The sequence below is a fragment of the Streptomyces sp. NPDC002958 genome (genome assembly GCF_055563255.1).
In genome coordinates this window covers 36,827-52,182 of record NZ_JBVHDS010000030.1, presented here as the reverse complement: position 1 = coordinate 52,182, position 15,356 = coordinate 36,827, and the positions used below count along the sequence as shown (strand labels likewise).

Here is a 15,356-nt window from a genome sequence, read left to right as displayed (position 1 = left end):
CCTCGATCGCCGGGCGGGCTGTTCTCCGGCCCGTCCGGCGATTGCCCGGTGACCTCGACGGCTCCGGGCCGGCCCTCACAGCGCGGGCGGCTCCTGCGGCCCCCGGTCCACCGGACCCCGGCCGGACCGCACCTCGCCGTACGCCTGCATGAGATCCGGCAGCCGCAACGTGGCCAGATCGTCCCGGCTCGGCACGGCCGCGTAGCCGGAGAGCCGCAGATCGCGATAGGCGCAGCTCTTCTCGTACAGGGTGCGCAGGAACCGCCCGTTGCCCAGTTCGTCGATCCAGCCCTGATCGACGACATGGCCGCTGATGGAGCGCAGCTCCTCCAGGGACTCCTCGTCCCACGCGTCGCCGTTCTCCGCGGCCAGCACCTCACCGATCGAGGTGAGCTCCAGCGGCCGATAGCTCGGGAAGTCCACCCGGGTGGTGAAGCGTGAGGAGAGCCCCGGATTGGTGGCCAGTAGCCGGTCCATGCCTTCCGGATAGCCCGCGAGGATGACGACGAGATGGTCCCGGTTGTCCTCCGCGCGTTTGAGGAGGACTTGGAGGGCCTCGTCGCCGTACGCGTCACCCTTGCTGTAGCCGGTGTTGGAGAGGCTGTACGCCTCGTCGACGAAGAGCACCCCGCCGAGCGCCGAGTCGATCAGCTCATTGGCCTTGACGGCGGTCTGGCCGAGGAACTCGCCCACCAGATCCGCCCGTTGGGCCTCGACGAGATGGTCGCCGCCGAGCAGGCCGAGTGCGTAGAAGACCCGCCCCAGAATGCGGGCCACCGTGGTCTTGCCGGTGCCGGAGGGGCCCGAGAAGACGAAATGGCGTTTCGGCGGCTGCACGGGCAACCCCTGACCGGCCCGCAGCCGCGCCATGTTCAGCTGTGCGGACAACGCCTTGACCTGGCGTTTGACGGGATCCAGGCCGACCATCCGCTCCAGCTCCGCCAACGCCTCGGCAAGCAGCACCGGATCGCTGGGCCCGGCAGGGAAAGGTGCCGTCGGCTGGCCGGGCACCGCGGTCTTGCGCCGCGCCCTGTCGGACGGCGGCGGCACCCCGATACCGACGAGCCCCGGGGTCTCGGCGCCCGGTCGCAGCTCCCGGCCGTCCGCCAGATCGGTGCCGAGCAGCGAATCCCCGTCCGGCTGCGCCTCCGTCACGGTGCCGTCCGTGCCGAACCCGGCCAGGGACACGGCGGTGAGACCGGCGGCCTCGTCGGTGCCCTCGAGACCGTCGTAGTCCGCGATCGCCGCGAGCCGCGCCGAGGTGTCCATGAACGCCGGGTCGATCCTGTGCACCGCCCGGTACAGCGGCAGGGCGGCCGCGCTGCGGCCGGTGCCCTCGTGCGCGCGGGCCAGCCAGTAGCGCAGCTCCTTGCGCTGCGGCTGTTCGCTGCGGCAGCGCATCAGCGCGGTGGAGAGCAGCGGCTCGGCCTGCCCGTACATCTCCAGCCGCACCCGTGCCATCCCGCCGAACAGCCCCGCTTCGATACCGAGCATCGGATCGTCGATCAGCTGCTCGGTGTTGCGTACGAGCTGCTCCCAGTCCTTGACCAGGTAGGAGCGGCAGGCGTGCAGGAAGCGCACCTGCGGGTCCGCGTCCACCGGCGGCAGACCGGCCAGCGCACGGTCGAGCTCGGCGATGTGGCGCCCGTCCAGCCAGTGGGAGGCGTGCGCGAGGAGCAGATCGCGCGGGCTCTCCAGCACCGGTTGCACCCACCATCCCAGCCAGTACCAGGAGTTGAGCGTGCGTCGATGGCGGGTGCGCTGCTCGCCGAAGCGTTCGCGATGGCGGTACATGCGCAGCAGCGCCGTCGTGGTGTCGATCCTCAGCGCATGGAGGCCGAGCCAGCCGTCCGCCATTGCGGGATCGAGGCGCACCGCAGCCCTGAACTCCTCTTCGGCCTGTGGGTAGGCGCCCATGGTGTAGGCGTCCACGCCGCGCAGCCAGGCGAGGTCGGCCGGGGCCTGTGCGCCCTGCGTGCCGATGTCCATCTGGTCCCCCACAAACCGTGCCCCCAGGATGTCCCGCCGCACGACCTGCCCGCCGAGGCGCGCTGAATCACTGTGTCACGGACGGGAATTGACCGCACTGAGAGGCATCGTACCTGCGCAGGGAGTGTGCGACTAAGAGCGCCGCAGGCCGAAGGGAGACCGTGACCGAGGGTGAGCGGAATCCGCCGAATCGGCGTGAAGGGAGAGGGCGCGAGGGCAGAACGAAGCCCCCGATCACGGGGGAACAACCGGGGGCTTCGTGTCTGCGAGGGCTCCGAAAAGCCGCACATTGAGAACGTAAGACCTGTACCGCCCTCTGGTCAAGCAGAGTTGAGGTACTTCCGGGAGGATTTCTCACCATTCAAGACGGCGATGCCGTGCGCTCACGGTCGGTGACGGAATGGGTCGCTCCTGCTGCCGAGGGAGGCCCCTCCAGCCACTCGTACCCCACAGGCAACTGCCGCACCAGGGTATCCGCGTGGGAGCGAGAGGGATCGGCCGAGAAATGTTCCGCCTCGGCCGCCGTCCACCCGTCCCAGAAGGCCGAAAGAGTCGGTCCGTCGCGGCGGCGGCCCCGCTCCCAGGACTCCGCGGCGGCGAGATCCATCCACAACAGCCGTGCCAGATGGGGCCGCAGCGCCCGACGGCCCGCCCCGACTCCCTCGATCAGGACCACCGGCGCGGACTCCAGGCGGCGCGGCGCGCCGAACGTCCGTGCGGTCCAGTCGTACGGCGCATAGTGCGCGCACTCACCGCGCGACAGCGGCCCGATCACCTGCTCACGCAGCCGGTCCACCCAAGTGAAGAAGGACTCATGGGTGGCCAGATCGTCCAGATGCAGGACGGGGGCGCCGTCGAGCGCGGCGGCGAGGCGGGAAGCGAAGGTGCTCTTCCCCGATCCCGCATGGCCGTCGACGGCGATCAGCCGTACCGGTCCGCAGGATGGCGCCAGGGCGCGCAGCCGCGCGGCGAGGAGCGAGAGGTCGTTCATGCGCCCCAGCCTACGAGCCGCTCCGGAGCAATCGCAGGTCACTCCAGTGGACCAGACCAATATTGATTTATCGGCGCAAGTCGAATCGCTGGCCGAATCCGGCCACGAACGCAATAGTTGGCTCACTGTCGTGCACCTGCAGCCCCATTCCGTTACGACCGGGGGTCTCGCCCATGAACAGACCGACCTCGCGCAGAACCGTGCTGACCGCCGCGCTCGCGGCCGCGGCCACCGCTGGCACGGTGTCATCCGCCGGCTCCGCATCCGCTGCCGTCCCCTCCACCGCCCCGCCCCACGCCCCCTTGGCGGCCGCCCCCCTCGTGGACAACCACTCCTGGCACACCTACACCGACTGGCGCAGCGGCTTCGGCGCCGGGACGCGCGCCGTCACGGGCCGCAGGCCCGGTCTGGTGATCGGCCACGCCGAAGGGCGCACCGACTACACCGATCCGCACACCGGCCGGACCGCCACCTGGGAGTACGCGACGTGGACCTCGCCGGTCCACCGGCCCGCCGTCCCGGCGACCGAGGTGATCGCCTCTTGGAACGCCGAAACCCCGGCGGGCACCTGGATCCAGGTCGAGATGCAGGGCCGCTACTCGGACGGCACCGCGACACCCTGGTACGTGATGGGCCGCTGGGCCGCGGGCGACGGCGACATCCGCCGGACGTCCGTCGACGACCAGACCGACGGCAAGAGCTCCATCTGGACCGACACCTTCTCGGTGGACGACGCGACCGGCGGGCTGCGGCTGGTCTCGTACCGGCTGCGGCTCATCCTCCACCGCACCCCGGGCACTGGCCTCACGCCCACGGTCCGGCGGCTCGGCGCGATGGCGTCCGACATCCCGGACCGCTTCACCGTGCCCGCCAGCACCCCCGGCCTCGCCCGCGAGCTGCTGGTGCCGCGCTACTCGCAGAATGTGCACGTGGGCCAGTACCCGGAGTACGACAACGGCGGCGAGGCCTGGTGCAGCCCCACCTCCTCGCAGATGATCATCGAGTACTGGGGGCGTGGGCCCACCGCCGACGAGCTGGCCTGGGTCAAGCCGGGCCTGGCCGACCCGCAGGTCTGCCACGCCGCCCGGTTCACGTACGACTACCAGTACGAGGGCTGCGGCAACTGGCCGTTCAACGCCGCGTACGCCGCGACGTACGACGACATGAGCGCGGTGGTGACCCGGCTCGGCTCGCTCGCGGATCTGGAGACGCTGATCCGGGCGGGCATCCCGGCCATAACGTCGCAGTCCTTCCTCAAGGAGGAGCTGACCGGCGCGGGGTACGGGACCTCCGGCCACCTGATGACCGTGATCGGGTTCACCGCGGACGGCGACGTGATCGCGAACGACCCGGCCTCGCCGGACAACGAGGCCGTGCGCCGGGTCTACCGACGCCAGGAGTGGGAGACGATCTGGCTCCGCACCAAGCGCCGCAATGCGAGCGGCAAGGTGGTTTCCGGCACAGGCGGCGTCTGCTACCTGTACTTCCCCGCGCACCCGACGCCCGCCCAGAAGCGGGCTCTGGCCGCCGTCGGCATCCGCTGACGCGGGCGGGGCTTCCCCGGGGCAGTGACGGACGTCTCTACCCCGGGGCCCGTCGTGCCGGCACTGTGGCCGGGTCCTCCGGGGACACCCACTGCCCGCCGACCTGGTTGTACTGTCCGTCGTCGGCAGGGTCGGCCACCGGCCTCACCGGCGCCGCAGCAAGGAAGGCCGCGGCCGCAACACGTCCGGTGCGGCGCCGCAGGCCGCGCCCTCCAAGACCGTCGGGCGTTCATTCGGGCACCGCCTGCGGACGTACGACATCCTCCGGGAGCAGCAGCCGCAGATCGTCCAGACCCGGCGCGGCCATGGCGCTCACCCGGCCCGCCTGGCGCGTCATCATGCCCTCCAGGACCTGCCGGGCCAGCCGCGCGTTGCCGAACGAACGGTCCCTGGGCAGCGCGTCGAAGTACTTCCGCATGACCGCACCCGCCCCCGGGCCGCACTCGTATCCGGACGAGGCCGCATGCCGGCGGACGATGGTGACCAGCTCGTCCGAGGAGTAGTCGGCGAACTGTACACGCCGCGAGAACCGCGACGAGAGACCGGGGTTGGACGCCAGGAAACGCTCCATCTCACCGGTGTAGCCCGCGACGATCACCACCACCTCGTCCCGGTGATCCTCCATCAGCTTCAGCAGCGTGTCCACCGCCTCGCGCCCGAAGTCGCTGCTGCCCGGAGCCCCCTCGGGGGTCAGCGTGTACGCCTCGTCGACGAACAGCACCCCGCCCCTGGCCCGGTTGAACACCTCCCGTGTGAGCTGGGCGGTGTGCCCCACGTACCGGCCGACAAGGTCCGCCCTGGCCACCTCGACGAGCTGTCCGCGCGGCAGCACACCGAGCGACTTCAGCAGCTCGCCGTAGAGCCGGGCGACCGTCGTCTTGCCGGTTCCGGGCGGCCCGGTGAAGACCAGGTGGTGGCTGATCCGCGGCGCGGGCAGCCCGGCCGCCTCCCGCCTCTTCGCGGTGGCCAGCAGATTGACCAGATCGGTGACATCGCGCTTGACGGCGGCCAGGCCCACCATGTCCCCGAGCCGGGCCAGCGGGTCGCTCTCCGCCCCGCCGTCGGCCGACTGCCCGGCCGCCGCCTCCTCACCCACGTCCTCGGGCAGCAGCCGGGTGAGGTCCTGTTCATCGGCATCGGGCAGCGCGGCCAGCCGGTACGCCTGACGGTCGACCATTTCCTCGAACACCTGCCGGGCGGCCCGGCCGTTGCCGAATCCGGCGTCCCTGGGCATCTGCTCGAAGTGCGCGGCGAGCGCGGCGAGCGTCGACTCGTCGAGTTCGTACCGGTGATGGGCGCACATGCTCTCGATGATCGCGACCAGTTCGGGAACCGCGTAGTTCTCGAACTCGACCGTACGGGAGAAGCGTGACGCGAGCCCCGGGTTGGAGCCGAGGAAATCACGCATCTCGTCCGCGTATCCGGCGGCCACGACGACGACGTCGTCGCGGTGGTCCTCCATCAGCTTCAGAAGCGTGTCGACGGCCTCACGACCGAAGTCGGCGCCCGAACTGCGCCCGTCCGACAGCAGGCTGTACGCCTCGTCGATGAACAGGACCCCGCCCAGGGCCCGTTTGAACGTCTCGGTGGTCTTGATGGCGGTGCCGCCGATGATCTGCGCCACCAGGTCCGCGCGCGACACCTCCACCAGATGGCCGGAGGGCAGCGCGCCCAGTTCGGCCAGGATCGCCCCGTACAGTCGTGCCACGGTCGTCTTGCCGGTGCCGGGCGGCCCGGAGAAGACCAGATGGCGGCTCATCGGCGGAGCCGGCAGACCGAGGCGGGCGCGCCGTTGGGCGAGCTGGATCAGATTGACCAGCGTACGCACCTGGTGCTTGACGTTCTCCAGGCCGATCAACGCGTCGAGTTCGGCCAGCGGGCCGTCCTCGCGGGCCGCCCCGGCGCCGCCCGTCCCGGCCGGGTCGGTGCCCTCTGCCTCGCCGAGCCCCCAGGCGTCCCGTTTGCCGTTTCCTGTGCTGGTCAGCTGCTCGACCGCCAGCCGGTCGCCGGTCCTGGCCTGCACCAGACCGCCGCCCTCGTTGTCCCGCACGGTGGAGTTGACCACCGACACCGCGGCCGTGGTCTCCACCCGGAAGCCGTCCCGGCCCGAGCCGCTGACCTCGCAGGCGGTGAAGGCGCCCCGGCCGCCCTGGGCCAGCAGCACACCGTGTCCCGTTGCGGCGGTGATCCGTAGCCGGGTCGCGGTCAGTTCGCCGCCATCCTCGACCACGACACCCGTGTCCGTGGACTCCTGGATGTCGCAGTCCCGGACGGTGACGCTGCCGCCCGCCGCCACGGACATGCCGTGCGCGGCGCCGCGCACGGCGCCTCCGCCGACGTAGACGTTGCCGTCGTCGCGGACCCGGATGCCGGCGTCACCGGGGCGGTCGATCTCGCAGTCCTCCAGCCGGCCCCGGCCGTCCTCGACGACCTCCACGCCGTGCCCCTTGGCGTCGCCGATCCTGGCCCTGCGTACCAGGGGGTTGGCGCCGGAACGTATCCGGACGCCCGTACCGCCCGCGTCGAGCACTTCGAGGCGGTCCAGCTCGGCGGCCGACTCCTCCTCCAGCAACACACCCGTCTGCGCGCTGTCCCGGACGGTCAGCCCGATCAGTACCGGGGACGCCGAGCCCCGTACGTGCAGCGCGGCGTCCTCGGCCGAGTCCAGCCAGCAGTCCTCGAAGGTCCCCCGGGCCCGGTCCGAGACCAGTAGGCCAGGACCCTTCGTGCGGGCGGTACGGCACCGGCGCAGCAGCGGATCGGTACCGCCGGACAGGACGATGCCCGGCCCGGTCGTGCCGGTCACCCGGATGTCCTCCAGTACCGTCCGCGCCGACGAGGAGAGATGGATGCCGACACTGGTGTCGTGGACCACGGTCCGCAGCACCTGGGTGGCGCTCTGCTCCTCCAGCGCGATGGACGGCTTGTCGGTGGAGGAGATGTCGCACTCCTCCACCGAGCTCTGTCCCTCGCCGTTGGCGAGCACCCCGTTGGCGCGGGCGTTGCGGATGGTGCAGCCCCGCAGGGTGATCCGGCCGCGTTCGCCGATCACCACACCGGAGGTGCCCAGGTGTTCGACCGTGCAGGACTCCGCGGAGCTCTCCACCGTCGAGGTCACGACCAGGCCCGCGCCGCGCGGATTGCTCACCCGGCAGTCCCGCAGAGCCACCGAGCCGACACCGCGTGTCAGCAGGGCGGTCCACGATGCGCCGGTGATGTCGCAGCCGTCCATCGCGATCTGGCCGCGGGGGGCGTCCACCACCGGCAGCTCCTCGTCGCGGCCGCGCAACACCAGATCGGTGAGCATCACGGCCTCGGCCTGGAGCACCACGGCGCTGCCGTGGGGCGGGCATATCTCGACGCTGCCGCGGGACTGTTCGGCGGCGATGGTGACGGGAACGGTGATGACCAGACTCTCGGCGTAGGTGCCGGAACGGACGCTGATCACGGCACCGCTGCGCGCCCTGGCCAGCGCCTCCCCGATCGTTCGAAAGCCGTCGGGCCGCTCTGGACAGACCGTCAGAACCTGGCGTGACAAGCGGAATCCTCCTCCTTGGGGCCACACCGCGGTCCGGGCAACATATTGTCGGAGCGGGTGCGGCACCATCATGCCGGAGCGAGTCGCGGGAGCTTCGGCCGGAGCGGGAACACCGAGTGAGTCACGGCCTGTTGGACCTTTCACAGATTGCCGCATGAGGGACGAAAAGGGGCGGATGGTCGGTCCGGCCCTCCGCCCCGCCCTCGCGTGGTGGCTAGTTGATCGCCTTGATCGGCTCGTCGTCGGTGGTGTCACCGCTGAGCTCCCGGAAGAAGGTGCCGCCCGGTCCCTGCTGGTTCTTGTGGCCCATCTTGGTGGCGATGGTGGCCGGGGTGTCGTAGCTCCACGAGTCGGCGCCGCAGTGCGCGTACGCCGTAACGGCGACGGTGCTGGTCGCGGGGCAGCTGTTCTTGAGGGGCTCGTCATCCTCGATGCCCGCCTCGTACGAACCGGGCGCCGCTCCGGCCGCAGCCGTGCTGCCGGCCGTCCCATGAACTTGCTATGAACGCGGAAATGCCGGTTCGGGTGGAACCGTAGATGGACTGGACCAGTTGAGTCATTGGTTCGGACCAATCCCGGTGGCTGTCGCGCTCGTAGTCGAGTCGCTCCGCCGCCCCGTGACGGATATCGTCCGATCGGGCATACTCAAGCCGCCACAGCCGCTGGCCAGCAGCTCTCGTAATCCGAGGGACCGGTATCGGCTGAGCAGCAGTCGCCTTTCCGGGCTCTGCCCGAAAGCCCCCCGGCGGCGCCGCCCACACCCCGCGCGCGCGACCGTCGCAACGCCCGACAGGGAGGAGAGCGCCGTCATGACCGACCGTGCCCCGCAATTGGTGGAACGCCGTCTGCCCACCGAGGAGTCCAGCCAGCTCGTCGCGCTCGTCCGCGATATCGCCCAGCGAGAGATCGCGCCGCGGGCGGCCGAGGAGGAGGAAGCGGGCCGGTTCCCGCGCGAAGTCTTCACTCTGCTTTCCGAGTCAGGACTGCTCGGACTGCCCTACGACTCCGCCCACGGCGGTGGTGACCAGCCGTACGAGGTCTACCTCCAGGTCCTCGAAGAACTCGCGGCCGCCCGGCTCACCGTCGGTCTCGGTGTCAGCGTCCACTCACTCGCCTGCCACGCGCTCGCCGGATACGGCACCAAGGAGCAGCAGGCCGAACACCTCCCGGCGATGCTGGGAGGGGGCCTGCTGGGCGCCTACTGCCTGTCCGAGCCCGCCTCGGGCTCCGATGCCGCCTCGCTCCGTACGAAGGCCGTACGGGACGGCGACGACTGGGTCATCACCGGCACCAAGGCCTGGATCACCCACGGCGGCATCGCCGACTTCTACACGGTGCTGGCCCGCACCGGAGTCGAGGGCGCCCGCGGTATCACCGCCTTCCTGGTCCCCGGCGACGCCGAGGGGCTGAACGCGGCCGTCCCCGAGAAGAAGATGGGCATGAAGGGCTCGCCCACCGCCCAGCTGAACTTCGACGGCGTACGGGTCGCCGACGCGCGCCGGATCGGCGAGGAGGGTCAGGGCTTCACGATCGCCCTGTCCGCACTCGACTCCGGGCGTCTGGGCATTGCCGCCTGTGCGATCGGCGTCGCCCAGGCCGCCCTGGGCGAGGCCGTCGCCTATGCCACCGGGCGGCAGCAGTTCGGCCGGCCCATCGCGGACTTCCAGGGCCTGCGCTTCATGCTCGCCGACATGGCCACCCAGATCGAGGCGGGCCGGGCGCTCTACCTGGAGGCGGCCCGGCTGCGCGACGAGGGCAAGCCCTTCTCGCGCCAGGCGGCCATGGCCAAGCTGTTCTGCACGGACGCGGCCATGCGGGTCACCGTCGATGCCGTCCAGGTGCTCGGCGGGTACGGCTACACCCTCGACTTCCCCGTCGAGCGGCTGATGCGTGAGGCCAAGGTGCTCCAGATCGTCGAAGGCACCAATCAGATCCAGCGGATGGTCATAGCGCGCCACCTCGCGGGTCCTGAGACGCGCTGATCCGCAGCGGCCGCTCCGACCAATCGGGCGTCGTCATGATCCGGTTCCACTCCTGGTCATGGCGGCCCGGCAGGGTTTGTCCGGCGCTCTCCCAATGACGCAGCAGGGCCCGATGGATGGGCGGATCGGTGGAGTGTGGCACCGGCCGTGGGGCCGACCGGTGAGGCACGGGCTGCGGCACCGGCTGTGAACCGGGCTGCGGAACCGATTCTTCGGCGGTCGGGGCGGCGATACGGCGGCGACCGGGACGGGCCGTTGAATGCAGCAGGGTCATGCCCGGCCAACGGCGCGGTGCAGGCCCTGATCACTGCCCGGCCGATTCGAGAGCCCGTTCGCCAGGTCCCTGGGCGACGGAGTTCCTTCGGCAGCGGGCACCACGCGGCCGGGTCGTCGTGGTGCGCGCAGATGTGTCGGACGCCTCCGGGCGGTCCCGCGCGGGCGCGGGAGCGGCCCTCAGGCGGCGTCGCGCCGCATCTGCGGCACCCGCAGCGGGCGCGAGCCGGGGCCACCGGCGTGCGAGAACGGCTGCATCCTCCAGTCGAGCCCCTGAGGGAGCGTCAGCAGCAGGGCCGTCTCCTGCTCCTGGACGTCGAGCGTCTCATCGGCGGGCCGCGTCTGGGACGCCGCGCGGCCCGTACCGGCGCAGACCGTCAGAACGAACGGGTTCCACGGAGTCGGGCACAGCGCGTGCTCCGGCAGTACGTCCTCGTCCGCCAGCAGCGCGATCGGCTGCGCGCAGTCCGGGCAGATCACCCGGTACATCTCGAGCATGTCGTACGCGTCGGAATCGTTGTCCTCGTCGAGATCAGCGGGCTCCGGTTCGGTACGTGCGGTGAGCTTCAGGCTCTGCATGGGAAATTCCCCCCTCAGGTGGGCCGACTGGGCGACACGGCCTCGACCACAGCAAGCACTTCCCGTCGCGCGTCGGCCGTAACCGCGAGGGAGGTCGACTATCCACCCGTAAACCTGTGGCATTCGTCACATGCCCGCCGCAGGTGCCCTTCCGGAGCCCTTGCGGCTGTGCCTGGGGGGACCCGGGGCAATAGGTTGGTCCGTATGGAGGAGTTGGACCGACAGATCGTGGAGTTGCTCGTCAAGGACGGGAGGATGAGCTACACCGACCTGGGCAAGGCCACGGGCCTGTCCACCTCGGCCGTTCATCAGCGCGTCCGCAGGCTGGAGCAGCGCGGGGTGATCCGAGGCTATGCCGCGGTCGTCGACCCCGAGGCCGTGGGCCTGCCGCTCACCGCGTTCATCTCGGTGAAACCCTTCGACCCGAGCGCGCCGGACGACATCGCTGAGCGGCTCGCGGGCGTTCCGGAACTGGAGGCGTGCCACAGCGTCGCGGGTGACGAGAACTACATCCTCAAGGTGCGTGTCGCGACGCCGCTTGAGCTGGAGCATTTGCTCACCCGGATCCGTTCGTTGGCCGGTGTCTCCACCCGGACCACCGTCGTCCTCTCCACGCCGTACGAGGCCCGGCCCCCGCAGATCTGAGGGGGCCGCGGACCGTGCCGGTCGGGGCAGGCGCGAGACTGGTCCCATGACCGAGAGCACCGCCCCCCAGAGCGAACACCGCACCGTGCTGCTGCGCGGTGGCGACGTCCACAGCCCCGCCGACCCCTTCGCCACCGCCATGGTCGTCGAACGCGGCCATGTCGCCTGGGTGGGCTCGGAAGGGGCTGCCGACGCCTTCGCGAGCGGCGTCGACGAAGTGATCGACCTCGACGGTGCGCTGGTCACCCCGGCGTTCACCGACGCCCACGTCCACACCACATCGACCGGTCTCGCCCTCACCGGCCTCGACCTCTCGGGTGCCCGGACCCTCGACGAGGCGCTCGGTCTCCTGCGCGCCCACGTGGCGGCGCACCCCGCGGACCGGGTCGTCCTCGGCCACGGCTGGGACGCCACGCGCTGGCCGGAGCGGCGCCCGCCGTCGCGCGGCGAACTCGACGCGGCTGCCGGCGGCCGGCCGGTCTACCTGCCCCGCATCGACGTGCACTCGGCGGTCGTCACCACCGCCCTGCTCGATCTGGTCCCGGGCGTCACCGCGCTGACCGGGTACCACCCCGACGCCCCGCTGACCGGCGCCGCCCACCACGCTGTGCGTTCGGCGGCCCACGGTGCCGTCTCGTCGCAGCAGCGCGCCGACGCCCAGCGCGCCGCCCTGCGTCACGCCGCGTCGCTCGGCATCGGCACCGTCCACGAGTGCGGCGGCCCCGACATCTCCGACGAGGAGGACTTCGTCGCCCTGCTGAAGCTCGCCGCGGCGGAGGACGGACCGCGGGTCTTCGGCTACTGGGCCGAGCAGGTCGCCGACGAGCAGGACGCCCGCCGAATCCGGGAACTCGGTGCGATCGGCGCGGCCGGGGACCTTTTCGTCGACGGCTCGCTCGGCTCGCACACCGCCTGCCTGCACGAGCCGTACTCCGACGCTCCGGCCGGGCACACGGGCACCGCCCACCTGGATGCGGCGCGGATCGCCGCCCATGTCACCGCCTGCACCGAGGCCGGGCTCCAGGCCGGCTTCCACGCGATCGGCGACGCGGCGGTCTCCGCCGTGGTGGAGGGCGTCCGGGCCGCCTCCGAGACGCTCGGCCCGGCCCGCGTCCGGGCCGCCCGGCACCGTATCGAGCATGCCGAGATGCTCACCCCCGAGACCGTCGCCGCCTTCGCGGAACTGGGGCTGACCGCCTCCGTGCAGCCCGCCTTCGACGCGGCCTGGGGAGGTGAGGAGGGCATGTACGCGCAGCGGCTGGGTGTCCAGCGGGCCAGGACCCTCAACCCGTACGCGGCGCTCCTGCGGGCCGGTGTGCCCCTGGCCTTCGGCTCGGACAGTCCGGTGACCCCGCTGGACCCCTGGGGGACCGTGCGGGCCGCCGCCTTCCACCGCACGCCCGAGCACCGGATTTCCGTGCGGGCCGGCTTCACCGCCCACACCAGGGGCGGCTGGCGGGCCGTCGGCCGCGACGACGCGGGGATCCTGGTGCCCGGCGCCCCGGCCGACTACGCGGTCTGGCGCACCGCTGACCTGGTGGTCCAGGCCCCGGACGACCGGGTCGCCCGCTGGTCGACCGACCCGAGGTCGGGAACGCCCGGCCTCCCCGATCTCACCCCGGGCGCCGAGCTCCCGGTCTGCCTGAGCACCGTGGTCTTCGGACAAACTGTCTACGTAAGGCCGAACGAGTGACGTCCGGACATTTCGTACCGCCGATCGAAGACGCGCCCGTTCTGTCGCGACCTGCGGATCTTCACCGCTGACCAGGCAAGTCCCGTGAACATTGCAGGTCAGGCGGCTATTGACAGAACGCGCCCACCGGCCGGTAGGTTCGGCCGAGTCCACCACAGGACGTCCGACCGGCTAAACCGCCACGCAGTCGTCGAACGCCGCTGGGTCATGGGGTGGTGTGCCGCACCGGCGCACCACCACTGACAGCCAGGTTCAGCGCCCGCGCCTCGGGGGCGAGGGACGGTCAGAGCCGGACGGTAGGTGCGACCCGGGTGGGGCCCGGACGTTCAGTAGACAACGGCTAGGGCGACCCGCAGCCAGCGGGTCCCAGGTCGGCCCGAAGGGCGCTGGGCCCCCATCCGTAGTTCCCGTCCGAGGTTCTGTCCGTACTTCCGTCCTTCTGTCCGTGACGGTGCCCGACCGCGTCCGACCGTCTCGGCATCCGGCCCCCGCCCGCTGGATATGGTGTGCACCTGCGTACGGACTTAAGGGGCAGTAAGTGAACGACGGCGGTCAGAGGCGATACGGCCCGCTCGGCAGAACCTTGGTGATTATTCCGACCTACAACGAGGCCGAGAACATCAAGCCGATCGTCAGCCGGGTGCGCGCCGCTGTGCCGGAAGCCGACATCCTGGTCGCCGACGACAACAGCCCCGACGGCACCGGCAAGGTCGCCGACGAACTCGCCTCCGCCGACAGTCAGGTCCAGGTGCTGCACCGCAAGGGCAAGGAAGGGCTGGGCGCGGCCTACCTCGCGGGCTTCCGCTGGGGCACCGAGCACGGGTACGGCGTGCTCGTGGAGATGGACGCCGACGGCTCCCACCAGCCCGAGGAGCTCCCCCGGCTGCTCACCGCGCTCAAGGGCGCCGACCTGGTGCTCGGCTCCCGCTGGGTGCCGGGCGGGCGCGTGGTCAACTGGCCCAAGTCCCGCGAGATGATCTCCCGCGGCGGCAGCACGTACTCCCGGCTCCTCCTCGGTCTGCGGACCAGGGACGTCACGGGCGGCTACCGGGCCTTCCGCGCCGAGACCCTGGAGGGCATCGGCCTCGACCAGGTCGCCTCGCAGGGCTACTGCTTCCAGGTCGACCTGGTTCGCCGCGCCATCGAGGCCGGGTATCACGTCGTCGAAGTCCCGATCACCTTCGTGGACCGCGAGATCGGCGACTCGAAGATGAGCCGCGACATCCTGGTCGAGGCGCTCTGGCGGGTCACGTCCTGGGGTGTCACCTCCCGTACGAACCGGGTCCTCGGCCGCAAGGCGATCTGATCCGCCGGGGTGGCGGGAGCCGGTCCGCCGCTCATGATCACCCCCTTACGTCGTTTGGACGCCCGTACGGGCACACTGGGGAGCATGACGACCGGCACACCACACCCGACCGCCCCCAGGCGCTCACGCGCCCGTACCTTCGTTCCCCTCGCCATCGCCGCCTGGGCGGTGCTGGAGATCTGGCTGCTCACCGTCGTGGCCGGCGCGGCGGGCGGGTTCACCGTGCTGCTGCTCCTGGCGGCGGGGATCGTGCTCGGGGTCGCCGTGATGAAGCGCGCCGGCCGCCAGGCCTTCCGCAATCTCACCGAGACGCTCCAGCAGATGCCCGGGCAGCCCGGCGCCGCCGCCCCTCAGACCGCACCCTCGGGCAGCAGGGGCAACGGCTTCCTGATGCTCGGCGGGCTGCTGCTGATGATCCCCGGGGTCCTCTCGGACGTGGCGGGGCTTCTGCTGCTCGTGCCACCGGTCCGTTCGATGCTGGGCCGGTACGCCGAGAGTTCGCTGGAGCGCCGGATGCGTGCCGCCGGCCCCGGCAGCTTCTCCGACGCCTTCCAGCAGGCCCGCATTCACCGGCCGGACGGAAAGATTGTGCAGGGTGAGGTCATCCGTCAGGACGGCACGCAGCCGGGCTCCCGCCCCGACGAGGGCCCCCGGCAGCCACTGAATCCCTGATTCCGGACCGCAATACGACAGAGCCGCGGGGGGGGGGGCCCCCCCGGGGGGGGGGCCCCCCCCCCGCCCGCGGTTATGGGTGTTCGCCGCGGCGGCCGCCAAACAGCAGACCCCCCCAAGCCCCGCGGGCTGGATAGATACCGC

At 71.3% G+C, this 15,356-nt stretch carries 10 protein-coding genes and 1 pseudogene; 6 read left to right on the top strand and 5 right to left on the bottom strand.

What is annotated here, in order from left to right; genetic code table 11:
* Positions 1-75: 75 nt before the first annotated feature.
* A complete protein-coding gene (locus tag ACZ3IC_RS30500) occupies positions 76-1,989 on the bottom strand; it encodes an AAA family ATPase (protein ID WP_467421452.1) in 1,914 nt (637 codons plus the stop codon).
* Between the two features lie 361 nt (positions 1,990-2,350).
* On the bottom strand, positions 2,351-2,980 hold the full coding sequence (locus ACZ3IC_RS30495) for a uridine kinase family protein (protein WP_467421450.1): 630 nt from the start codon (positions 2,978-2,980) through the stop codon (positions 2,351-2,353).
* A 173-nt stretch (positions 2,981-3,153) separates the two neighbouring features.
* Here ACZ3IC_RS30495 and ACZ3IC_RS30490 point away from each other — a divergent pair, with 173 nt between their 5' ends.
* On the top strand, positions 3,154-4,524 hold the full coding sequence (locus ACZ3IC_RS30490; RefSeq protein WP_467421446.1) for a peptidase C39 family protein: 1,371 nt from the start codon (positions 3,154-3,156) through the stop codon (positions 4,522-4,524).
* Between the two features lie 229 nt (positions 4,525-4,753).
* On the opposite strand, the gene ACZ3IC_RS30485 is transcribed toward ACZ3IC_RS30490, so the two are convergent.
* Entirely contained in the window at positions 4,754-8,062 is a 3,309-nt protein-coding gene (locus ACZ3IC_RS30485; protein WP_467421445.1) for a right-handed parallel beta-helix repeat-containing protein, read from the bottom strand.
* 214 nt (positions 8,063-8,276) lie between these two features.
* Positions 8,277-8,531: pseudogene (locus tag ACZ3IC_RS30480) on the bottom strand (chitinase); the annotation flags it as partial.
* A 340-nt stretch (positions 8,532-8,871) separates the two neighbouring features.
* Between ACZ3IC_RS30480 and ACZ3IC_RS30475 the strand changes: the two are divergent.
* The gene (locus ACZ3IC_RS30475; RefSeq protein WP_467421443.1) at positions 8,872-10,044 is read left to right on the top strand and encodes an acyl-CoA dehydrogenase family protein; all 1,173 of its coding nucleotides are present in this window, start codon (positions 8,872-8,874) and stop codon (positions 10,042-10,044) included.
* Between the two features lie 453 nt (positions 10,045-10,497).
* Here the strand turns inward: ACZ3IC_RS30475 and ACZ3IC_RS30470 are convergent, their stop codons facing one another.
* Entirely contained in the window at positions 10,498-10,896 is a 399-nt protein-coding gene (locus tag ACZ3IC_RS30470; protein ID WP_467421440.1) for a hypothetical protein, read from the bottom strand.
* Between the two features lie 204 nt (positions 10,897-11,100).
* On the opposite strand from ACZ3IC_RS30470, the gene ACZ3IC_RS30465 reads away from it, so the two are divergent.
* The 4 genes from ACZ3IC_RS30465 (at position 11,101) to fxsA (ending at position 15,212) form a co-directional block, all read left to right on the top strand.
* Entirely contained in the window at positions 11,101-11,541 is a 441-nt protein-coding gene (locus ACZ3IC_RS30465) for an Lrp/AsnC family transcriptional regulator (RefSeq protein ID WP_024493538.1), read from the top strand.
* Between the two features lie 46 nt (positions 11,542-11,587).
* The gene (locus ACZ3IC_RS30460) at positions 11,588-13,234 is read left to right on the top strand and encodes an amidohydrolase (RefSeq protein ID WP_467421437.1); all 1,647 of its coding nucleotides are present in this window, start codon (positions 11,588-11,590) and stop codon (positions 13,232-13,234) included.
* Positions 13,235-13,772: 538 nt separating this feature from the next.
* Positions 13,773-14,540: a polyprenol monophosphomannose synthase gene (locus tag ACZ3IC_RS30455; protein ID WP_467421434.1), complete on the top strand. Its 768-nt coding sequence runs from the start codon at positions 13,773-13,775 to the stop codon at positions 14,538-14,540.
* Between the two features lie 84 nt (positions 14,541-14,624).
* Entirely contained in the window at positions 14,625-15,212 is a 588-nt protein-coding gene (fxsA, locus tag ACZ3IC_RS30450; protein ID WP_467421432.1) for an FxsA family membrane protein, read from the top strand.
* Positions 15,213-15,356 lie beyond the last annotated feature (144 nt).

Coding starts and splice junctions, on each gene's coding strand:
- ACZ3IC_RS30460 (WP_467421437.1), top strand. CDS start 11,588: ATGACCGAGAGCACCGCCCCCCAGAGCGAACACCGCACCGTGCTGCTG.
- fxsA (WP_467421432.1), top strand. CDS start 14,625: ATGACGACCGGCACACCACACCCGACCGCCCCCAGGCGCTCACGCGCC.
- ACZ3IC_RS30495 (WP_467421450.1), bottom strand. CDS start 2,980: ATGAACGACCTCTCGCTCCTCGCCGCGCGGCTGCGCGCCCTGGCGCCA.
- ACZ3IC_RS30490 (WP_467421446.1), top strand. CDS start 3,154: ATGAACAGACCGACCTCGCGCAGAACCGTGCTGACCGCCGCGCTCGCG.
- ACZ3IC_RS30475 (WP_467421443.1), top strand. CDS start 8,872: ATGACCGACCGTGCCCCGCAATTGGTGGAACGCCGTCTGCCCACCGAG.
- ACZ3IC_RS30470 (WP_467421440.1), bottom strand. CDS start 10,896: ATGCAGAGCCTGAAGCTCACCGCACGTACCGAACCGGAGCCCGCTGAT.
- ACZ3IC_RS30500 (WP_467421452.1), bottom strand. CDS start 1,989: ATGGACATCGGCACGCAGGGCGCACAGGCCCCGGCCGACCTCGCCTGG.
- ACZ3IC_RS30465 (WP_024493538.1), top strand. CDS start 11,101: ATGGAGGAGTTGGACCGACAGATCGTGGAGTTGCTCGTCAAGGACGGG.